This window comes from Micromonospora cabrerizensis (assembly GCF_022230955.1).
GTDB lineage: Bacteria > Actinomycetota > Actinomycetes > Mycobacteriales > Micromonosporaceae > Micromonospora > Micromonospora cabrerizensis.
The window spans coordinates 47,526-67,687 of record NZ_JAKKFI010000065.1 but is presented as its reverse complement, the minus strand read 5'-3'; the positions used below and the strand labels follow the sequence as shown (position 1 = coordinate 67,687).

General features: G+C 71.6%; 19 protein-coding genes and 1 pseudogene. 11 read left to right on the top strand and 9 right to left on the bottom strand.

Annotated elements, in window-relative coordinates; all coding sequences use genetic code 11:
• Both LADH09A_RS15960 and LADH09A_RS15955 read right to left on the bottom strand, forming a co-directional pair.
• Positions 1–812, bottom strand: a pseudogene (locus tag LADH09A_RS15960) (hypothetical protein); the annotation flags it as partial.
• A gap of 97 nt (positions 813–909) precedes the next feature.
• The gene (locus tag LADH09A_RS15955; protein WP_238645969.1) at positions 910–2,463 is read right to left on the bottom strand and encodes a C40 family peptidase; all 1,554 of its coding nucleotides are present in this window, start codon (positions 2,461–2,463) and stop codon (positions 910–912) included.
• A 236-nt stretch (positions 2,464–2,699) separates the two neighbouring features.
• Between LADH09A_RS15955 and mqnE the strand changes: the two genes are divergently transcribed.
• From mqnE to LADH09A_RS15940, 3 genes are all read left to right on the top strand, one after another.
• Positions 2,700–3,869, top strand: a complete 1,170-nt coding sequence (gene mqnE / locus LADH09A_RS15950; RefSeq protein ID WP_088951092.1) for an aminofutalosine synthase MqnE — start codon at positions 2,700–2,702, stop codon at positions 3,867–3,869.
• A gap of 23 nt (positions 3,870–3,892) precedes the next feature.
• The gene (locus LADH09A_RS15945) at positions 3,893–4,330 is read left to right on the top strand and encodes a hypothetical protein (protein ID WP_238645968.1); all 438 of its coding nucleotides are present in this window, start codon (positions 3,893–3,895) and stop codon (positions 4,328–4,330) included.
• 73 nt (positions 4,331–4,403) lie between these two features.
• Complete coding sequence (locus LADH09A_RS15940) at positions 4,404–4,703, top strand: DUF4229 domain-containing protein (RefSeq protein ID WP_238645967.1); 300 nt, start codon at positions 4,404–4,406, stop codon at positions 4,701–4,703.
• Positions 4,704–4,792: 89 nt separating this feature from the next.
• On the opposite strand, the gene LADH09A_RS15935 is transcribed toward LADH09A_RS15940, so the two are convergent.
• On the bottom strand, positions 4,793–6,130 hold the full coding sequence (locus tag LADH09A_RS15935; RefSeq protein WP_238645965.1) for a C39 family peptidase: 1,338 nt from the start codon (positions 6,128–6,130) through the stop codon (positions 4,793–4,795).
• Positions 6,131–6,341: 211 nt separating this feature from the next.
• Between LADH09A_RS15935 and LADH09A_RS15930 the strand changes: the two genes are divergently transcribed.
• From LADH09A_RS15930 to LADH09A_RS15915, 4 genes are all read left to right on the top strand, one after another.
• The gene (locus tag LADH09A_RS15930; RefSeq protein ID WP_238645964.1) at positions 6,342–8,222 is read left to right on the top strand and encodes a M14 family metallopeptidase; all 1,881 of its coding nucleotides are present in this window, start codon (positions 6,342–6,344) and stop codon (positions 8,220–8,222) included.
• Between the two features lie 364 nt (positions 8,223–8,586).
• Positions 8,587–9,516, top strand: a complete 930-nt coding sequence (locus LADH09A_RS15925) for an ABC transporter substrate-binding protein (protein WP_238645963.1) — start codon at positions 8,587–8,589, stop codon at positions 9,514–9,516.
• A 127-nt stretch (positions 9,517–9,643) separates the two neighbouring features.
• On the top strand, positions 9,644–10,678 hold the full coding sequence (locus LADH09A_RS15920; RefSeq protein WP_238645973.1) for a FecCD family ABC transporter permease: 1,035 nt from the start codon (positions 9,644–9,646) through the stop codon (positions 10,676–10,678).
• A gap of 71 nt (positions 10,679–10,749) precedes the next feature.
• A complete protein-coding gene (locus LADH09A_RS15915) occupies positions 10,750–11,532 on the top strand; it encodes an ABC transporter ATP-binding protein (RefSeq protein ID WP_238645972.1) in 783 nt (260 codons plus the stop codon).
• A 126-nt stretch (positions 11,533–11,658) separates the two neighbouring features.
• Here the strand turns inward: LADH09A_RS15915 and LADH09A_RS15910 are convergent, their stop codons facing one another.
• From LADH09A_RS15910 to LADH09A_RS15890, 5 genes are all read right to left on the bottom strand, one after another.
• Positions 11,659–12,423, bottom strand: a complete 765-nt coding sequence (locus tag LADH09A_RS15910) for a VOC family protein (protein WP_238645962.1) — start codon at positions 12,421–12,423, stop codon at positions 11,659–11,661.
• A gap of 95 nt (positions 12,424–12,518) precedes the next feature.
• Positions 12,519–13,256 (bottom strand): ABC transporter permease, encoded by a 738-nt coding sequence (locus LADH09A_RS15905; protein ID WP_238645961.1) that lies wholly within the window; start codon positions 13,254–13,256, stop codon positions 12,519–12,521.
• A gap of 10 nt (positions 13,257–13,266) precedes the next feature.
• A complete protein-coding gene (locus LADH09A_RS15900; protein WP_238645960.1) occupies positions 13,267–14,214 on the bottom strand; it encodes an ABC transporter ATP-binding protein in 948 nt (315 codons plus the stop codon).
• On the bottom strand, positions 14,211–14,522 hold the full coding sequence (locus LADH09A_RS15895) for a transcriptional regulator (protein ID WP_238645959.1): 312 nt from the start codon (positions 14,520–14,522) through the stop codon (positions 14,211–14,213). The genes LADH09A_RS15900 and LADH09A_RS15895 overlap by 4 nt, the downstream gene beginning before the upstream one ends.
• Positions 14,519–15,163, bottom strand: coding sequence for a transporter (locus LADH09A_RS15890; RefSeq protein ID WP_238645958.1), 645 nt, complete (start codon positions 15,161–15,163; stop codon positions 14,519–14,521). The genes LADH09A_RS15895 and LADH09A_RS15890 overlap by 4 nt, the downstream gene beginning before the upstream one ends.
• Positions 15,164–15,298: 135 nt before the next feature.
• Here LADH09A_RS15890 and LADH09A_RS15885 point away from each other — a divergent pair, with 135 nt between their 5' ends.
• From LADH09A_RS15885 to LADH09A_RS15870, 4 genes are read left to right on the top strand one after another with little or no spacing between them, the layout of a single operon-like run.
• Entirely contained in the window at positions 15,299–15,703 is a 405-nt protein-coding gene (locus LADH09A_RS15885) for a WXG100 family type VII secretion target (protein ID WP_238645957.1), read from the top strand.
• Positions 15,700–16,626 (top strand): WXG100 family type VII secretion target, encoded by a 927-nt coding sequence (locus LADH09A_RS15880; RefSeq protein WP_238645956.1) that lies wholly within the window; start codon positions 15,700–15,702, stop codon positions 16,624–16,626. Before LADH09A_RS15885 ends, LADH09A_RS15880 begins: the two co-directional genes overlap by 4 nt.
• 11 nt (positions 16,627–16,637) lie before the next feature.
• Entirely contained in the window at positions 16,638–17,039 is a 402-nt protein-coding gene (locus LADH09A_RS15875) for a YbaB/EbfC family nucleoid-associated protein (RefSeq protein ID WP_238645955.1), read from the top strand.
• A gap of 4 nt (positions 17,040–17,043) precedes the next feature.
• Positions 17,044–17,655, top strand: coding sequence for a hypothetical protein (locus LADH09A_RS15870; protein WP_238645953.1), 612 nt, complete (start codon positions 17,044–17,046; stop codon positions 17,653–17,655).
• 85 nt (positions 17,656–17,740) lie between these two features.
• Here the strand turns inward: LADH09A_RS15870 and LADH09A_RS15865 are convergent, their stop codons facing one another.
• On the bottom strand, positions 17,741–20,023 hold the full coding sequence (locus LADH09A_RS15865; protein ID WP_238645951.1) for a HelD family protein: 2,283 nt from the start codon (positions 20,021–20,023) through the stop codon (positions 17,741–17,743).
• Positions 20,024–20,162 lie beyond the last annotated feature (139 nt).

The following is a 20,162-nucleotide window of genomic DNA, read 5'->3' as shown; positions in this document are numbered from 1 at the left end:
ACGGGTGGGCCCGGGACGGGCGGAACCGGACCGGGCGGCGGCGTCGGTCGGGGGCCTGGCGTCGGCATCGGGCCGGGCGGGTACGGCCCCGGGGCCGGCGCGGGCTCCGGCTCGGGTGGCGACGGCTGGGTCGGCCCGGGGCCCGGTGGCGTGGGTGACGGCTCCGGTTCCGGGGTCGACGGCTGGGCCGGCTCCGGTGGCTGCGCCGGCTCGGACGGCTCGGGGTTCACCGGCCCGGCTCCGTAGACCGTGGGCGTGCTCCCGCGCGGGGTCGGGGTGCCGAAGGCGCCGGCCGTGACCTGGCCGCTGCCGGGAACCGTGGCGCTGGCCCGGGCCGGCGTGGTCGAGTCGTTGCGCTGCCCGGGCAACGACACGTCGGCCGGACTGGCCGAGCCGGTCGCACGGTAGGTGGTCGCGGTGACCGGGGCGCTGGCCGGCAGGTCACTGCGGAGAGCCCCGGCGGTGGCGACGCTGGCCCGGGCCCGTACCGGTGCGGCGGGTTGGTCCGGGCGGGCGTCGGCGGGGGCCGCCTGCTCGGGGCCGACGGCGGGATCGTCCGTGTCGACGCCGTTGCCGACGGGAGCGGCGTCGACGTCGGTACCGGCCGAGTCGCTGCGGGGGGACGGCGTGTCGTCGGTGGCGGCCGGCGCTGTGCCGCTGGCGGCCGGGTCAGCGGGAGGGGAGACCGGGGCGGCCTCGGTGGGGGACACCGGGTCGCCGGTGCCGAGCCCTGGCGGGTCGGCTTGGTCGACCACAGGGTCGACAGTCTCCGCCGGAACTTTCTGCTCGGCCATCTCCGCCCTCCGCGCCATGCTCGCACCCGGACTCGTGACGTCGAGTCGGATGTGCCTGGTTGTCACCGTGCCACAGATCGCCCCGACCGGACAGCCGGAGCCGGGTCGTGGCGGATCAACCAGCGGTGCTGGGGGTGCCCGACGGGCTGTCGCCGCCCGACGCGCTCGTGGTGGCCTTCGGGGTGGTCGCCGGGGACGAGCTGCTCGGGGCGTTGGTCGGTGCCGACGGCAGAGTCGTCGGCGTGTTGCTCGGGGTGCTCGGCGGGGTGCTCCCGGTCGGCTTGGGCGTCGGCGTGAGTGTCAGCGTCGGCGTGGGCGTGGGCGTCGCGCTGTCGGTCGGCTTCGGCGTGGTCGAACCCGTCGGCGTCGGGGTGGCCGACTTCGTCGGGGTGGGCGTCGGCTTCACGGGCGGCTTGGTGGGCGTCGTGACCGGCGGGGTCGGGATCGACACGATCGGCCCCGGCACCGCGCCGATCACCCGGGTCGCCGCGTACAGGCGGGACCAGCCGACGACCGAGATCTTGACGACGTCGCCGGTGGTGGGCGCCTGCACCATCTTGCCGTTGCCGATGTACATGCCGACGTGGTGGATCGTCGTCCAACTGCTGCCGGAGGCGAAGAAGAGCAGGTCGCCGGGGAGCAGCGCGCTCTGCGGCACCGTCCGGCCCCGGGTGGCGGCGTACTGGTCGCGGGAGACCCGGGGCAGGTCGAAGTAGTCGGCGCCGGGAGACCGGTACGCCGCCCACATCAGGCCGGAACAGTCGAACTGGTTCGGCCCCTCCTCGGACCACTTGTACGGGTCACCGAGCTGGGCGAGCGCGTACCGGACCGCGGCGAGGGCCCGCGGGTGGGCAGCCATGCCGCTGATGTTCTGGTTGGAGACGTAGCCGGCGCCGATCTGCTGCTCGGCGGCCTCCTGCTGACGCTCGATCGCGATCAGCTCGGTGGCGTTGTCGCGGCGCAACTTGAGCAGGGCCGCCTCGGCCGTACGGAGCGACGCCTCGCCGGCGGTGAACTCCGCCTCGACGGTGTCGACCCGGGCCTTGGCGGCGGCGTGCGCCTGGTAGGCGAGCTGCTCGTTGGTGCGGGCCCGGGACAGCTCCCCGGCCACTCCGGTGGTGCCGCCGTCGACCTTCTGGCCCCGGGTGATCTGCTGGAGGCGGTTGAGCTCGCGGATGTCCTGGGCGAGGTCGCCGGGTGGCAGCGCGGCGGCTGCCTTCACGGCGTCGGCGGCGGCCGCGTCGGCCGCCTGCTGGGCCCGGAGCAAAGCGTCCTGCGCGGTTGCCAGTGTCTTGCCGGCCGCGTCGAGCTGCGCCTTGGCGTCGACGCGTTTCTGCTTGGTCAGCAGCAGCTTCTCACCGAGCGCGCCGACCTGGACCTCGCCGGCGGAGATGGCGGCGGCCAGCGGGCCCGTGCCGACGTTGACCACCGGCGGGACCGGGACACCGGCGACGGGAGCGCCACCGGGCAGTTGAAGTGCGCCGGTCACCGCGGGGCGGGAACCGGTGTCCGGCACGGTGGTCGGCACCCCGGGCTCGGCGTACGCGGGGGTGGACAGCACGGCGGCGGCGATCGCGCCGAGCAGGGCGGCCCAGAGCTTCGGACGCAGCACCGGCGAGATCACCGGGTTCCGTCGTCGCTGCCGTCGCCCGCGCCCGCTGTCGACCATTCCGCTCCCCGTCCCGCAGTCCGTCACCGCGCTTGGTGGGCGCGGCGGTCGGGACGGTACCAGTGTGTGTTCCGCCCCGTTCTGTCTTACCGCACAGCGACAGTGATGTCGATGCATCGCCGGGTTACGGGAGGCTGAGAGTCTGGTGAAGTGGATCGCTGTCAGCGACCGTGCCGCCGTGGCTGTCGGCGTCCCGACGTACGCTCGACAAGGACCGCAGGTGGAAGGGACGTGCCATGGACGCCGGACTCAAGCGTGAGCTCGAAGCGAAGGTGTACGCCGGTGAGCGGCTGACCCGGGAGGACGGGGTCGCCCTCTACGACAGCGACGACCTGACGTGGCTGGGCCGGTTGGCGCACCACAAGCGCACCGAGCTCAACGGCGACCGGGTGATGTTCAACGTCAACCGGCACCTCAACCTGACCAACGTCTGCTCGGCGTCCTGTGCGTACTGCTCGTTCCAGCGCAAGCCGGGCGAGAAGGACGCGTACACGATGCGCATCGACGAGGCGGTCCGCAAGGCCAAGGAGATGGAGGATGAGCAGCTCACCGAGCTGCACATCGTCAACGGCCTGCACCCGACGCTGCCCTGGCGCTACTACCCCAAGGTGCTGCGCGAGCTGAAGGCGGCACTGCCGAACGTCAAGCTCAAGTGCTTCACGGCGACCGAGGTGCAGTGGTTCGAGAAGATCAGCGGTCTGAGCGCCGACGAGATCCTCGACGAGCTGATGGACGCCGGCCTGGAGTCGCTGACCGGCGGTGGCGCGGAGATCTTCGACTGGGAGGTCCGGCAGCACATCGTCGACCACGCCTGCCACTGGGAAGACTGGTCGCGCATCCACGCCCTGGCGCACCGCAAGGGCATGAAGACCCCGGCGACGATGCTGTACGGCCACATCGAGGAGCCCCGGCACCGGGTCGACCACGTGCTGCGGCTGCGCGAGCTCCAGGACGAGACCGGGGGCTTCGCGGTCTTCATCCCGCTGCGCTACCAGCACGACTTCGTGGACTCGGCGGACGGCAAGATCCGTAACCGGATCCAGGCGCGCACCACGATGGCGTCGCCGGCCGAGTCGCTGAAGACGTTCGCCGTCTCCCGGCTGCTCTTCGACAACGTGCCGCACGTGAAGAACTTCTGGGTGATGCACGGGCTGTCGGTGGCCCAGCTCTCGCTGAACTTCGGCGTGGACGACCTGGACGGCTCGGTCGTCGAATACAAGATCACGCACGACGCCGACTCGTACGGCACCCCGAACACGATGCACCGCGAGGACCTGCTGCACCTGATCTGGGACGCGGGTTTCCAGCCGGTCGAGCGGGACACCCGCTACAACGTGGTCCGGGAGTACGACAAGGCCCCGTCGCTGGCAGAGCGGCGCGCCGAGCCGCAGCAGGTCTGGGCCTGAACCACCACGTACCCTCGCAGTCGATGACCGAGCAACGCGAACCTGAGCAGCAGAGTGGGTTTCCCCGCCGGGACGCCGAGGGGCGCGTCCGTACCCTGGGTGATCTGCTCGGGGTGTGCCTGGCCGGCCTGGTCATCGGCGTGCTGGCGTTGGTGTTGTTCGACTGGGCGTTCGCCTCGATCGGCGCCGGTGATTTCGGGCACACCAACGGCTGGCTGGCGGTGATCCTGCCGGCGTGGCTGTTATGGGACGACTTCCGGGCCTGGGAGTTCGGTGCGGCCCGGGTGGTGGCGGCGCTGGCCGCCGCTGCCGTCGGGGTGTTCGTCGGGCTGCTGATCGCCGGTCTGGGCTCCGGGTTGCCACCGCTGCTCTCCGGCGCGTTGGCGGCGGCGGCCTTCACCGTGGCGTACGCGGCTCTCTGGTTCCCGGGCGTCCGCTGGCTGGCCCGCCGCACCGGCTGACCGCGACCGCCCGCCGGGCGGATCGACCCTTCCGCCGAGATCGGCGGGCGACGGAGAGAACGGAGTGGTACGGGTGAGCGCCGCGCTCAAGTACACGCTGGGCCGGATCGGGCTGTTCGTCGCCGTGCTGGCGGGCCTCTGGCTGATCGACATGAACGTGTTCCTGAAGCTGATGTTGGCGCTGGCCTTCTCCGCCGCGCTCTCCTTCTTCCTGCTGCGCGGCTGGCGGGACGAGATGGCCGAGGAGATCGGCACCGCCGCCGAGCGCCGGCGCACGGAGAAGGAACGCCTCCGTACCGCCCTGGCCGGCGAAGACGACGACACCCCCAACCCCGACGCCCGCCCGGCCGAAGGCCCGGACACCAAGCGTTGATCATGAAGTTATTGCGCCGACACGCCGGGCGATCGGGCAATAACTTCATGATCAACGGTGCTTTGGATCGGGTGGGTGGGTGGTTCTGGTTACCAGTTGGTGGAGCCGGGGACCTTGGGCCAGGGCTTCGACGTGGGCTTGATCAGGTACGCGATGCCGCCGGAGCCGCCGGAGACGCCGCCGCTGGCGTTGGTGCGCTTGGTCCGCAGCCAGATCTGCTCGAACTGCGCGCGCTTGTAGACGTTGCGCACCACGTCGTTGCTGGACGAGGCGGGGTCGTTGACGATCACGTCGCCGTCGGCCGTGAAGCCGACCACCACGAACAGGTGCCCGGAGGTGCCGTAGTTCGCCCCGTCCAGCTCACTGGCGAGGAAGGACTGGCTGGTCACGACGGGGATGCCGGCGGCGATGAAACGCTCCAGCTCGTCCAGTGAGTGCAGTCGGGTCACCCGACCCTCCAGGCCGGGGAAGCTGGCCGCGTACGCGGTGTTGAACGGCCAGTTGCCGGCGCCGTCGTACGCGTAGTCGTAGGTCATCCGGGCCGCGTGGTTGACCGTCGGGTCGGGGTAGGTCGGGTCCACCCAGGAGGTGTCGGCCTCCGACGGTTTGCGACCCCAGTACTCGACCACCATCTCGGTGGAGGTGGGTGAGCACCATGCTTCGCCGCCGCCGTCGTACTCGGGGTAGTGCCCGGAGTGCACGTTCTGCGAGTAGCGCGGCACCGGCAGCTCGACGCCCCAGGCGATGTGCCCGGCGCTCGGGGTCACGGTGAACCGGTCCGGCACCGTGGAACTCATCGCGCCGAGCATCCGCACGACCGGCGCTGCGGTCTGCCCGGGTGCCCGGTAGAGGGTCAGCCGCAGCTGGTACGACCGCAGCAGCACCCCGGCGGTGGCGTCGTCGATGCTGAAGGTGTCGGTCCAGATCGTCGACCAGGGGTCACCCTGTCGGTTGACGCTGGTCCGCTTGATGTCGGTGTCGCCGGACGCCCAGCGACCCATGACGTACCACGGGGTCTGTTCACCGGTGGTGTAGCTGCCCTGCATCTCGACCTGGATCCAGGTGCCGGCGGGGGTTTCCGCGTTCCACGAGGCGATCAGTTCGCTGGCGTCGAACCCGATCCGGGTCATCGGTGAGGTCCAGGTGCCGTACTCCCAGGTGCGGGTGGTGCCGGTGTGCGGGTCGGCGTACTCGGTGGTGCCGGCGGGACGGGCCAGGGTGAGGCCCGCTCGGGCGCCGGGCACCACGCGGGTGCCGGCCCGGCTGCCCCGGTGCCAGTCGGCGGGCCCGGACCAGTCCTGGAAGGTGATCTGCTCGTCGTGGGTGGCGGCGGGCGGGCGGGCCGCCGTCGCGGGTGCGGTGGTCGCGAGCAGGGTGAGCGCGGTGACGCCGGCGAGGGCGGCCGCGTGCAGGCGGGTTCTGGCCATGGGTGCTCCGCGGTGTCGAGAGGGGCATCGTCGTGGGTCAGTTTTCCGCTTGGAGGGAAGTTTCGCCAGATGTTCCTGAGTGGAAAATCCTTGCCGCCGGGATGATCGGCTCGGGATGCACAAGGCAGCGAAGGATATTGATATGACCATGTGACAGGTGGTGAAGTGTCCTTCACCGAGCGGGATCTCCCGCCCATCGAGGAGGTAGTCCATGGCCCTCCGCACGCCCACCCCTCTCCGCCGCGTCCTGGTGCTCGCCGTCGTCACCGGGCTGGGCATCGTCACCGTCGCCGCCGGCCCGGTCGCCGCCCGACCCGCACCGGACCGGGCCACCGAGCAGGCCGCCGCCAGCTACCGGGTGCTCGGGCCCCGGACCCTCGCCGACCGCAACGCGGTGGCCCGCACCGGAGCTGCCATCGACTACTCCGAACACGGAGTCCTGCACATCTCGGCGACCGCGGGTGAGGCCGCCGAGATCGGCAAGCTCGGCTTCCGGCTGGAACCGCTGGCCCCGCCGCCCAACGCCGAGCGCGGCGCCGGCGAGATCGGCACGATGGCCTTCCCGCCCGCCGACTCCAACTACCACGACTACGCGGAACTGACCGCCGTCGTGAACCAGGTCGTCGCCGACCATCCGGCGATCGCTCGCAAGATCAGCATCGGTTCGTCGTACGAGGGCCGCGACCTGATGGCCGTGAAGATCTCCGACAACGTCGGCACCGACGAGAACGAACCCGAGATCCTGTTCAACTCCCAACAGCACGCGCGGGAGCACCTGACCGTCGAGATGGCGATCTACCTGCTCAACCTCTTCACCGACAGCTACGGCAGCGACTCCCGGATCACCAACATCGTCAACGGCCGGGAACTCTGGATCGTGCCGACGGTCAATCCGGACGGCAGCGAGTACGACATCGCCACCGGCTCGTACCGGTCCTGGCGTAAGAACCGGCAGCCCAACAGCGGTTCGTCCAACGTCGGCACCGACCTGAACCGCAACTGGTCCTACAACTGGGGATGCTGCGGCGGCTCGTCCGGCACCACCTCGTCGGAGACCTACCGGGGCCCGTCGGCGTTCTCCGCGCCGGAGACGCAGGCGCTGCGCAACTTCGTCAACGGCCGGGTGGTCGGTGGCGTACAGCAGATCAAGGCCAACATCGACTTCCACACGTACTCGCAGCTGGTGCTCTGGCCCTACGGCTACACCACGGCGAACACCGCGACGGGAATGAGCGCGGACCAGTACAACACCTTCGCCACCATCGGCCAGCAGATGGCGGCCACCAACGGCTACACACCGGAACAGTCCAGCGACCTCTACATCACCGACGGGGACAGCCTGGATTGGATGTGGGCCACCCACAACATCTGGGCGTACACCTTCGAGATGTACCCGGGCTCGTCCGGCGGCGGCGGCTTCTACCCGCCCGACGAGGTCATTCCGGCGCAGACCTCCCGCAACCGGGACGCGGTGCTGATGCTCAGCGAGTACGCCGACTGCCCGTACCGGGCCATCGGCAAGCAGGCGCAGTACTGCGGCGGCGGCGGTGGCGGCACCACGGTCTGGTCGGACACCTTCGAGACCGCCACCGGCTGGACCATCAACCCGTCCGGCACCGACACCGCCACCCTCGGCGCGTTCGAGCGGGGTGCCGCCCAGGCGACCACGTCCTCCGGCGCCAAGCAGCTCACCCCGTACGCCGGATCCAACGACCTGGTCACCGGCCGGCTCGCCGGCTCGGCCGCCGGTGACTACGACGTCGACGGTGGTGTGACCAGTGCCCGGTCCCCGGCGGTGACCCTGCCGTCGTCCGGCACGCTGAGCCTCTCGCTGGCCTGGTATCTGGCGCACGGCTCGAACGCCTCGTCGGCGGACTACCTGCGGGTGAGCGTGGTGCACAACGGCGGCACCACCGCGCTGCTCACCCAGGCCGGCGCGGCGACCAACCGCAACGGGAGCTGGGCGGTGGCCAACCTCAACCTCACCCCGTACGCCGGCCAGTCGGTCCGCATCCTCGTCGAGGCGGCTGACGCCTCCGGCGCCAGCCTGGTGGAGGCCGCTGTGGACAACGTCACCATCACGTCCTCCTGATCGGGTGGGGCCCCGCTCCGCCCCGCGGGGCCCCACCACCCGTTCCGGAACACCATCAACTCGGACATACGCCCTGCTGCGGCCACCGTGTGGCGGTTCGGGGGATCGACTCGCGGCGATCGGCCCGTGATCGATCCGGCACGTCCCGGCGGTGCGCTACCGTCTTACCGACCAGTCCGCAGCGAAGCCGGTACGAAACCCGGCGCTGTCCCGCAACTGTGATGCCCCACCCGACGGTGGGGACGAGCCAGGTCGCCTACGGATCGGTCGCGATACGCGCTCTCGAGGAAGGGCGCCTCGTGGGCGGGCGTACGAAAGTCCCTGTCGGCGAAGCACCACACTCCTCGACCGACAGGAGGCCCCCATGTTCAGACGTACCCCTCGGCTCTTCGCCGCGACCCTCGCGGTCGCCGCGCTCGCCCTCGGCGCCTGCGCCGAGAAGGCCGACGACACGCCGACCACCGGCACCGCGGCCGCCGCGTACCCGGTCACGGTCGGCACGCTCACCCTCGACAAGCGCCCCGAGAAGATCGTCTCGCTGTCACCCACCGCCACCGAGATGCTCTTCGCGATCGGTGCCGGGCCGCAGGTGAGCGCCGTCGACGACCAGTCCAACTACCCGGCCGACGCGCCCAAGACCGACCTCTCCGGCTTCCAGCCGAACGCCGAGGCCATCGCCGGCAAGAGCCCCGACCTGGTGGTGCTCGCCAACGACACCAACAAGATCGTCGACCAGCTCACCAAGCTGAAGATTCCGGTCTACCTCACCCCGGCGGCCACCACGCTGGACGACTCGTACCGGCAGATCACCGAGCTGGGCACGCTCACCGGGCACGCCGACCAGGCCACCGACGTCGCCACCCGGATGAAGGACGACATCGCCAAGCTGGTCAAGGACCTGCCGCAGCGCACCGCGAAGCTCACCTACTTCCACGAGCTGGGCCCGGAGCTGTACAGCGCCACCAGCAAGACCTTCATCGGCTCGCTCTACAGCCAGGTCGGTCTGACCAACATCGCCGACCCCGCCGACGCGGACGGCAAGAACGCCGGCTACCCGCAGCTGTCCCAGGAGTTCATCGTCAAGGCCAACCCGGACTTCGTCTTCCTGGCCGACTCCAAGTGCTGCCAGCAGAACGCCGACTCGGTCAAGGCGCGCAGCGGCTGGGCCGGGCTCACCGCGGTCAAGAACAACCAGGTGGTCGCGCTGGACGACGACATCGCCTCCCGCTGGGGCCCACGGGTCGTGGACCTGCTCCGGGTCATCATCGACGCGGTCGCCAAGGTTCCCGCGTGACCGTCGTCCGTCGGTGACCACCACTCCGCCTCCGTCCCGGCGGGCCGGCCTGCGATTCGGCAGCCGGCCCGCCGGGTCGTCCGCGCCCTCCGCCGCCGACCGGTCGGTCGAGCCGCGGCCCGCCGGGCTGCGCAAGCGGTGGCTGGTCGCCGGGGTGTTCGCGGTGCTCGTCGCGCTCGTCGCCGGGGTGTCGCTCGGCCCGGTCAGCCTGCCTGCGGGCAGCGTCGCCGCCGAGCTGCTCAACCTGATCCCGGGGGTGCACCTCGACAGCGGCCTCTCCGAGCGGGAGATCGCGATCGTCACCGAGCTGCGGTTGCCCCGGGTGGTGCTGGGCCTGCTGGTCGGCGGGCTGCTCGCCCTCGCCGGTGGCTGCTACCAGGGCGTGTTCCGCAACCCGCTCGCCGACCCGTACCTCCTGGGCGTGGCCGCCGGCGCCGGCCTCGCGGTCACCGCGGCGATCGCCCTCGGCGGCGCCGGCCGGCAGGGCGCGATCTCCGGGCTGCCGATGACCATCCCGTTGGCCGCGTTCGTCGGTTCGCTGCTCGCCGTCACGATGACCTACGTGCTCGGCGCGGCCGGCGGGCGCAGCAGCTCACCGGCGATGCTGATCCTGGCCGGAGTGGCGGTCTCCGCGTTCCTCTCCGCCGGGCAGACGTACCTGCTGCAACGACACTCCGACAGCATCCAACCGGTCTACTCCTGGCTGCTCGGTCGGCTGGCCACCGCCGGCTGGCACGACGTGCTGCTGGTGCTGCCGTACGCCGCCCTGACCGCGGTGGTGGTGCTGCTGCACCGCCGCGAGCTGGACGTCCTCGCGGTCGGTGACGACGAGGCGAGGAGTCTGGGCCTGCACCCGCAGCGCACCCGCTACCTCTTGATCGCCGCCGCCTCCCTGGGCACCGCGGCGGCGGTCTCCGCGACCGGCCTGATCGGCTTCGTCGGCATCATCGTGCCCCACACCGTCCGACTGCTCGCCGGGTCGAGTTACCGGGCGATCCTGCCGCTGTCCCTGCTGTTCGGCGGTGCGTTCCTGGCGCTGACCGACGTGGTGGCCCGCACCGTCGCCGCCCCGTCCGAGGTGCCGATCGGGGTGGTGACCGCCCTGCTGGGCGGCCCGTTCTTCGTGATCGTGCTGCGGACCGCCCGACGGGTGCTCACGTGAGCCGGGAGCCCGCCGGCCCGTCCGCCGGTCTTCCGTCCGCCGGCCTTCCGTTCGGGGGCGGCGACGGCGGTGTGCCGGCCGTCGAGGTGCGCGGGCTGCACGTCGACCTCGGCGGCACACCGATCCTGACCGGCGTCGACCTCACCGTCGCCGTCGGCGAGTGGGTCACCGTGATCGGCCCGAACGGCGCCGGCAAGTCGACCCTGTTGCGCGCCGTCGGCGGCCTGCTGCCCGCGCCGGGAGCGATCACCCTGTTCGGTACGGCGAGCACCGCGCTGCGCCGCCGGGACCGCGCCCGGGTGGTGGCCACCGTGGCACAGTCGCCGGTGGTGCCGCCCGGAATGTCGGTGCTGGACTACGTGCTGCTCGGCCGCACGCCGTACATCCCCACGCTGGGCCGGGAGTCGACCGCCGACCTCGACGCCGTGCACGAGGTGCTCGGACGGTTGGACCTCACCGGCTTCCACCGGCGGGAGCTGGCCACCCTCTCCGGAGGCGAACGGCAGCGGGTGTTCCTCGCCCGGGCGCTCGCCCAGGGTGCGACGCTGCTGCTGCTCGACGAGCCGACCAGCGCACTCGACATCGGCCACCAGCAGGAGGTGCTGGAACTGGTCGACCAGTTGCGCCGCGAGCACGGCCTGACCGTCCTCGCCACGATGCACGACCTCTCCCTGGCCGGCGAGTACGCCGACCGGATGGTGATGCTCGCCGCCGGCAAGGTGGTGGCCGCCGGGACCCCGTCCGAGGTGCTGACCGAGCACCTGCTGGCGACCCACTACCGGGCCAGCGTCCGGGTGGTTCCGGGCACCCACGGCCCGCTGGTGGTCCCGGTCCGTCCCCGCGCTCATCTGTGACACCAGCCCGACCGGCAAGATCGCGCTCGATCGTGGAAAGAGTGGCCTCAGGAAGAGGACGAAGCCACTACATCCACGATCCAGTGCGATCTTGGCAGTTGCGGGCAGTGCGCGAGGTCGTCCGGCTCAGGAGCCCAGGTCGATGACGGAGAAGAGGGCGCCCTGGGGGTCACGTAGGGCCGCGAACCGGCCCGCCGGGATGTCCCGGGGTGGCACCAGGATCGTTCCGCCCAGCTCGGCGGCGCGGGCCGCTGCGGCGTCCGCGTCGGTCACCGCGAAGTACACCGTCCAGTACGCGGGCAGGTCGGCCGGGAAGTCGTCGGCCAGCGGCGGCATCATCCCGGCGACGATCTGCGTCCCGAGCCGCCAGCCGGTGTACGTCATGGGGCCCACCGCCTGGTCGTCCGGTTGCCAGCCGAACACCAGCTCGTAGAAGACCTTCGCGCCCTCGGGGTCGGGGGTGACCAGTTCGTTCCAGCTCATCGCGCCCGGCACGTTGAACACCTCCGCGCCGGCCATGGCCAGCGGCTGCCAGACGCTGAACGTGGCGCCGGCCGGGTCGGCGAAGACGGCCATCCAGCCCCGGTCGAAGACCTCGAACGGTGGCACGACGACCTGCCCGCCGGCCCGTTCGACCCGGCCGGCGACCAGTTCCGCGTCGTCGGTGGCCAGGTACGTCGACCAGATCGGCACCTGGTCCGGGATCGCCGGCGGCCCGGCCCCGGCCACCGGCCTGCCGTCGAGCAGGAAGACCGTGTAGCCGCCCGCCTCGGGCTCCGGTGTCACCCGGCCGGTCCAGCCGAACAGCTCCGGGTAGAAGCGCCGCGCGTCGGTCAGGTCCGGGGTGGCCAGGTCGGCCCAGCAGGGCGTACCCGGCGGGACGGTGCTCACGTCAAGACCCCTCTCGCACCCGGGCGGTCACGGCGACCCCCTGCCGGAATCCTGGCACCGTCCCGCTGCGGCCCGGGGCGAAAACGGACGAATCGTCAGCTGAACCGGCGACCCTCGTCCCGTCGGTACGCCCAGCCGGCGAGCGCCGCGAGCAGCACCACCCAGACGCCGAGCATGATCATCGCCAGCGGCTGGACGCGGTAGTCGCCGACCGCCGACCACATCAGCTCGGCCGCGCCCCGGGTGGGCAGGAACGGCGCGATCGTCTCGATGAACCCGGGTGCGTCACCGGGCGCGGAGAGCAGGCCGCCGCCGAACGCGAGTGGCAGGAAGACGACCTGCGCCACGACGATCGCCGCCTTGCTGGGCAGCGAGTAGCCGATGGCGAGGCCCATCAGCGTGAACGGCACCGAGATGACGGCCACGGTGCCGATGGTCAGCAGGAACGCCGCCAGGGTGATCTCGGCCGCGGTCAGCGTCGCGCCGATCACCACGACCGGGATCAGCGAGAGGTACGTCAGCGCCAGGCCGGCCAGCACCCGGCCCGCGAACCGGGGCGCGGGCCCGGCCGGCAGGGTCCGGGTGTACGGGTTCCAGGGCTGGTCACGGTCCTCGGCGACGCCGACACCGTACTGGAAGATGTTGGCGCTCATCACCGAGAAGGTGACCATCGACGCGGTGGCCAGGGTGGCGCCGGCCGAGTCCTCGCCGGCGAACGGCACCACGAAGAAGATCATGGCGGCGGCCGGGAAGAAGGCGCTGCCGACGACGGCCACCGGAATCCGGATGATCTCCAGGAGTTGGTAGCGGGCGTGAACCAGGGCGAGCTGCACGGTGGCCTCCTCAGACGGTGGTGGGTCGGCCGCCGGCCGCGGCGGTGGCGGTGGCGGTTCGGCCTTCGGTGGCCGGCTGGTCCCCGGTGGGCGCGTCCCCGCTGGTGATGGCGAGGAACGCCTCCTCCAGCGAGGTCGGTCGTACCTCCAGGTCGGTGAAGGCCGTTCCGGCCGTGACCAGCGCTCGGACCAGTGCGTCGGCGTCGGTGGTGAGCAGGTGCAGCCGGCCGTCGACGCGTTCGGTGCGGACGACGCCGGGCAGGTCTGGCAGTTGGTCGGCGACGAGGCTGACCCGTCGTACGCCGACGATGCCGCGCACGGCGTCCACCGTGTCGTCGGCGAGCACCCGGCCCTGCCCGATCACCACCACCCGGTGTGCCAGCGCCTCCACCTCCTCCAGGTAGTGGCTGCTCAGCAGCACGGTGCCGCCGTCGGCGTGGAACGCGCGTATCGCCTCCCACAGGGTGTGCCGGGCCGCCACGTCCAGGCCGGTGGTCGGTTCGTCGAGCAGCACCAACCGGGGCCGGCCGACGAATGCCAACGCCACCGCCAACCGTCGACGCTGCCCCCCGGAGAGACCTCCGGTCTGCCGTCGGGCGAGGTCGCCCAGGCCGAACTGGTCGAGCAGTTCACCGCGAGGCAGCGGGTCCGGGTAGTGCGCGGCGACGAAGTCGACGACCTCACTGACGCGCAGCGTGCCGGGCAGGCCGGTTTCCTGTGGCGTGACGCCGATCTGCCGCCGGCTCGCCGGGTCGCGGGGGTCGCCACCGAACAGCTCGACCCGCCCCGAGCTGGGCCGGCGCAGGCCGACCAGCAGGTTCATCAGAGTGCTCTTGCCGGCGCCGTTCGGCCCGAGCAGGCCGACCAGCTCACCGGCGGAGACTTCGAGGTCGACGCGGTCGAGGGCGAGGACGTCGCCGTACCGGCGAGTGGCCTGGTCGGCGCGGGCGAGGGTCATGACTGCTCCTTCGACGGGGTGAGGTCGAGCAGGCTGCGGATAGCTTCGGTGTACTCCTCGAACGCCAGCCGGCCCCGCCGGCTGAGCCGGACCAGGGTTGCCGGTGTCCGTCCACGGTGGGTCTTGCTGATCTCCACGTAGCCGGCGTCCTCAAGCTTGCGCAGGTGCACGGAGAGGTTGCCGGCGGTCATCGCGAGCAGTTCCTGTAGACGGGGAAAAGCGATCTTGTCGCCCTCGCCGAGAGTGGAGAGGCTGGCGACCACCCGCAGCCGGGCCTGCGCGTGGATGACCGGGTCCAGCTCGGTCACAGTCGCTGCCGCTCTCGCTGTCGCCGTCGGGCGAGTGCGCCGGCGACCAGGATCCCGCCGCCGCCGGCCGCCGCCACTACCAGTGCGTGCCAACCCGGCCCGGCGATCGCGCCGACCAGGTTGATCACGCTGATCCACACGCCCAGCCGGAACAGGTCCCGGTTCAGCCAGATAGCCCCACCAGCCATGTGCAGCGCGCCGGTCAGCCCGACCGCGGTCGCCGACCAGAGCAGTCCCGCCCGATCGTGTGGCAGGTACTCGGTGATCTGACCTGTCCCTGCGTAGACACTCACCGATCCGAGGCCCCAGGCGCACCCGTACCAGCGGCCACGTCGCGCGGAGTCGCCGGTCACCTGGCCGTACGCCCGCGCACTGGCGACCGCCTGGACCGCCGCGGCGGCCAGCAGCAGCGCGAAGAGGACGGTTAGCGGCAGCCAGCCCGGCAGACGGACCAGCTCCGAGTCGCCGGGGGGAAACCTCAGGAAGAACAGCCCGAAGCCGACCAGCCAGGCGACGCCCCAGGGCCAGTAGAGCAGGCGGGCGTCGGGATCGAGGCGCCGTGCCGTCGCCGACCGCTGGTCCTGGATCAGCCGCAGCGCCGCTGCCGCGTCGGCGGGTGGAAGGTCATCGTCTAGGTCCACGCAAACTACTTTACGGGACAAAGTCCAGGCTCGGTGACCCCGACGTCACGGGCGGGGTCACCGATGGCGGCGGGCAGTGCCTATGGTGGGGAGTCGTGGCGGCTGATCCGTCGCACAGGACACAGGGGAGGGTCCGTGTCGAGCCCGAGCAGTGAGCTGGAGGTCCAGCCGGAGGCGCTGACGGCGTTCGCCAAGGCGTCCACCGACCGGGCGGAGCGCTTTCGCGAGTTGCACCGCTCGTTCGGTGACGGGCACGTGCCCCGGCACGCGTTCGGGGTGATGCCGGCGTCCTTCGGTCTCGCCGCGGCGTACGCCGAGCAGTTCGAGGCCTGCCTCCAGGGGTTGGCCGAAGGCGCCGAGGTGATGGCGGACATCGCCGAGGGGCTGGCCGACACCGCCGCCGCCTACACCGGCACCGATGTGGCCAACACCGACATGTTCGTGCCCGGCCGGCCGCCCGCTCCCGACGTCATCGCACCCGGCCCCTGGTCACCGGGCACCTCGTCCCCCGGCAGCTCGACCGGGCAGGTGCCCGCGTGAGCACCGAGGCGTTGCAGCGCAACAAGACCTACTTCGAGCAGATCGTCTCGGGCACCCCCGACCCGTTCAAGCCGCTGTCCAACGCGGTGCTCTGGCCCTTCGAGCAGCTTCTCGAACTGGTCGCGGGCGAGCCGGACGACTTGATGCGCGCCGCGCAACTCTGCCTGGACACCGGCGCGGCGGTCCGCGAGATCGCCGGGGAGCAGATCCAGGACCGGGCCCGGCTGCGGGGTGCCTGGTCAGGCGACGCCGCCGAGAGCTTCCACGCCTCGATGGAGTCGGTGGAGGAGGCGATCGAGGAGCTGGCCAAGGGACTGGACGGCACCAAGGAGGTGCTGGTCGACGCGGCCAACGCCGCAGTCGACGCGTTCAACCTGCTGGTCGAGCTGATCCTCGAGTTCCTGCTCTGGTTCCTCACCGAGGTGATCATCGCGGCGGTCGCGGCGGCGCTCAGCGCCGGCATCTCGCTTGCCGCAACGGTCGTCCGGGTGCTGGCGCGGCTGGCCACCACCGTCGGGCGGATGGTCAAGATCGTCGCCCGGTTCGCCGAGATCCTCACGAAGCTGGCCGCCAAGATGCAGAAGGTCGCCGAGCTGCTGATGCGTTACCGCCGTGCGGTCCTGGAGATCCGCAAGGCGAAGAAGGCGTACAAGGTGTGGAACAAGTCCGGCTGGACGCCCGAGGGCAGAGCGTTCCAGATCGAGAAGTTCAAGACGCTCTTCCCGGGCAAGTTCGTGATCAATCAAGTGTCCCCGGTCAACATCCCCGGCATCGGCGGGGCTCTACTGGACACCGGCGTCGGGATGCACGACATCTCCGACGGCACGAAGGACCGCAACTACCTCGTGGACGGCACGTACCGCGAGGATCTGGGCCCGTACACCAAGGGCGTGCAGAATGTCTTCGACTCCATCCTGACCTGATAGGGACCGACATGACCTTTCCCGGTCTGGACCGCATCGAGGCGCTGGCCCGCAACCTGGACAGCTGGCAGCGCGAGCTGGCCGGCAAGATGACCGAGCTGGAAGACAGCAGCGCCGAGGGCGTCAGCGACTCCGGCCTGGTCCGGGTCACCGCCTCGGCGGACGGCACGATCGTCTCCACCGACGTCAACGCCCGGGCGATGCGCCTCGACTCGTACACCCTGGCCGAGGAGTTCACGGCCGCGGCCAAGCGCGCCCAGGAGGCAGCCGCCGCCCGGGTCCGTGAACTGGTCGGCGAGGTGATGGCCGACGCGCCGGGCGGCAGTCCACCGCCTGACAGCGGCCGTGCGGCTGACAGTGGTCGAGTGGCCGACGGCGGTCGTGCCGCTGACGACCGCCCGGACTGGTACTGAGCCCGTGGCGGACAACGGCTACCAGGAACGGGTCGGCCAGCTCGTCGAGCCGGGCGAACGGGTGCTTGCCGTCGCGAAGACGGACGTCGCCCAGGGCGCCCTGCCGGCGGATCCTCCGGCTGCCGACAACGCGGAGCCGTCCGGCAGCGGTCGCGGCGGCGGTGTCTCCGGGGTGTTGCTCAACCTGATCTCACCGGTGATCTCCTTCCCGGCGGGCGACCGGGTCGTCGACCGCATCACCCACGGGGTCGCCGGTCGAGGGGCTCCGGGTTCGGCGGCGTCCACCCTGCAACACTCCCGGCGGCCGGTCCCCCCGGTGACCACGCTCGAGGACACCATCCTCGTCGTCACCGACCAGCGGTTCCTCGTCTGCGCGTCCGGTCCGGTCAAGCTCTGGTCCAACAAGGCCGACGACGAACGGGCCGTAGCCGGGACCCGCGTCGTCTGGTCGGCACCTCGGGCCGCGGTGGCGAACGCCCGGGTCGGCTGGCACCGGCTCAACCCGAAGCGCCTCCGCATCGAGTTCACCGACGGCTCCTGGCTGGCCTTCACCGTGCCGATCGCCGAGCCCGGCAAGCCACTGCGCGAGATCGCCGCAGCTCTCACCGGCCGCTAGCCCCGCGCTGGCCGCTAGCCCCGCGCTGGCCGCTAGCCCCGCGCTGGCCGCTAGCCCCGCGCTGGCCGCCGGCCCGCGCTGGCGGTCAGTCCACGGTGGTGGCTGATCTGGTCAGCTCCGGCGTGGTCTGCGTCGCCGTGGTGAGCGCTGGCGCGGTCGACAGCGGCGCGGGCAACGGCTCGTGGTGCAGTACTGCCAGCCGGGACACCGCTCGGGTGAGCACCACGTACAGCCGGTGCAGCCCGCGCGGTTCGGCCGCGACGATCGCGGCGGGCTCGACCACCACCACGTGGTCGTACTCCAGGCCCTTGACCAGCGTCGCGGGCACCAGGGTGACCCGCTCCGCGGCCGCCACGTCGTCGGCGGTCGCGGTTGCGATGCCCGCATCGGTCAGAGCGGCGCGCAACCCGCCGACCGCGCCGTCCGCGGCAATCACGCCGACCGAGCCGTCGTGCGCGAGCGCCGCGCGCACCTCCGCCACCGTCGCCGAGGTCAGGTCGGTCACCGTACGCACATCCAGGCCGCCGTCGTGCCGTAGCGACTCGGCCGGCGGTACGTCCACCGCGAGCGCCGGTAGGAGCAGGTTCGCGAACGCGACCACGGCGGCGGGCACCCGAAAACCGATGGTCAGCGGGACCACCACGGCGTCCGGCTTGCCCAGGTGGGCAAGGGACTCCTTCCAGTCCGTTGCCGCCCACGGGCTGGTGCCCTGGGCGAGGTCACCGAGGAGGGTGATCGAGCCGTGCTCGCTGCGCCGGGCGATGGCCCGACACTGCATCGGGGAGAGATCCTGAGCCTCGTCCACCACCACGTGCCCGAACCCGGAAGGTCGTTCCAGCAAGCCGGTCGCCTCGTCGATCAGCACGGCGTCGGCGGCGGTCCAGCGGGTCGCCTTGGGGGTGCGAGCCGGCTTCGCCCAGACGAGCGACGCCTGCTCGGCGTCGCTGAGCAGGCCTTCCGCCGCTGCGGCCAGCCGGCTCGGGTCGGAGAACAGGCCGTGCAGCAGACCTTCCGGGGTGAGCGCCGGCCAGACCCCGTCCAGGAAGTCGACCACCGGGCGGCAGCGGCCCATCCGACGCAGCCAGGCATCACCGGGTGACTCCGCCCGACGGGCCTCGGCCTGCCGTTGCAGCAGGCTCACCACCCGCGCCCGGACCCGCTCCCGGCCGGTGCCGTACGGCAGTCCTTCCCGACGGGTCTCCTCGACGATCCGGTGCAGCGGCTCCACGCCGATCCGCCACCGGAACGAACCGTCCGACACGGTGATCGACTCGGTAGGCGTGCCGATCTGTGCCCGCACCGCCCGTTGCAGCACGCTCGCCATGCGTACGTCGTGCTTGAGCGCGGCGACCGTCGGCTCCTCGACCGCCCGAACCTCCACCCGGGAGATCAACTCCTCCACCGTGGCCTGCTCGACCTCGACCTCGCCGAGCGCCGGAAGCACCGCCGCGATGTACGACAGGAACGCCCGGTTCGGTCCGACGATCAGCACGCCGGCCCGCCGCAGACGCTCCCGATGCAGGTAGAGCAGGTACGCGGCCCGGTGCAGCCCGACCGCCGTCTTGCCGGTCCCGGGCGCACCCTGCACACAGATCGAGTCGGCCAGGTCGGCCCGGACCAGCTCGTCCTGCTCCGGCTGAATGGTCGCGACGATGTCCCGCATCGGCCCGACGCGCGGTCGTTCGATCTCGGCGGTGAGGATCCGACTGGTCGTGCCGAGTTCCTCACCCCGATCCAACCGCTCGTCCTCGAAGCTGGTCAGCACCCCGTTGCTGAACCCGAACCGCCGCCGGACCGCCACCCCCTGCGGATCCCGCGCGCTGGCCCGGTAGAACGAGCGGGAAACCGGTGCCCGCCAGTCCAGCACCAACGGCTCGCCGAGCTCGTCAGTGACGTGCCGCCGCCCCACGTGATACCGCCGACCTTCATGATCACCGGTGCCGGTGCCGGTGCCGGTGCCGGTGCCGTTGTCGGTGTCGCCCAGCGCCGGACGGCTATCGGTGGTCGCGCTGCTGGCGGTGCCGGTGGCCTCGCTGCCGGCGGTTGCACTGCCGGCGGTTGCGCTGCCGCTGGTCTTGCTGCCGACGTTCGCGTTGTCGGTGGTTTCCTGGTCCGTGGTTCCGGCGAAGTCGAGGCGACCGAAGAAGAGGGGCGTCGTCGGGTCGTCTGCCAACTCGGCCACCCGGCGAGCCAGGGTGCGACCCAGCGTCTCGGCCGCGTAGGCGTCGCCGGCCACCTGGTCACCGGTCGCGAAGAGGGCTTCGGCTCGCTCCCGCATCCGGCGTAGCGCTGCCCGCGAGTCGGCGAGGTGCGTGCGTTCGGCGGCCAGATCCGTGTCGAGGTGGGTGTCGAGGTCAAGTGCGGACATGCTGACGTCCCATCGTTCACATCTGCTGCGCGCTCGCGTGTCCGGGGGCGGATGGCCGGCCGCCCGGCGCGAAGACGTCCGTTCCGGTGCAGCTCACCTCGGCCGTCAAGCGGGCTGCAACCCTACGCTTCCGAGCCGG

What these genes read in the sequence shown, in the direction of transcription:
- mqnE (WP_088951092.1), top strand. Translation starts at nt 2,700, where the DNA reads ATGGACGCCGGACTCAAGCGTGAGCTCGAAGCGAAGGTGTACGCCGGT.
- LADH09A_RS15945 (WP_238645968.1), top strand. Translation starts at nt 3,893, where the DNA reads ATGACCGAGCAACGCGAACCTGAGCAGCAGAGTGGGTTTCCCCGCCGG.
- LADH09A_RS15955 (WP_238645969.1), bottom strand. Translation starts at nt 2,463, where the DNA reads ATGGTCGACAGCGGGCGCGGGCGACGGCAGCGACGACGGAACCCGGTG.
- LADH09A_RS15935 (WP_238645965.1), bottom strand. Translation starts at nt 6,130, where the DNA reads ATGGCCAGAACCCGCCTGCACGCGGCCGCCCTCGCCGGCGTCACCGCG.
- LADH09A_RS15875 (WP_238645955.1), top strand. Translation starts at nt 16,638, where the DNA reads ATGACCTTTCCCGGTCTGGACCGCATCGAGGCGCTGGCCCGCAACCTG.
- LADH09A_RS15900 (WP_238645960.1), bottom strand. Translation starts at nt 14,214, where the DNA reads ATGACCCTCGCCCGCGCCGACCAGGCCACTCGCCGGTACGGCGACGTC.
- LADH09A_RS15930 (WP_238645964.1), top strand. Translation starts at nt 6,342, where the DNA reads ATGGCCCTCCGCACGCCCACCCCTCTCCGCCGCGTCCTGGTGCTCGCC.
- LADH09A_RS15865 (WP_238645951.1), bottom strand. Translation starts at nt 20,023, where the DNA reads ATGTCCGCACTTGACCTCGACACCCACCTCGACACGGATCTGGCCGCC.
- LADH09A_RS15925 (WP_238645963.1), top strand. Translation starts at nt 8,587, where the DNA reads ATGTTCAGACGTACCCCTCGGCTCTTCGCCGCGACCCTCGCGGTCGCC.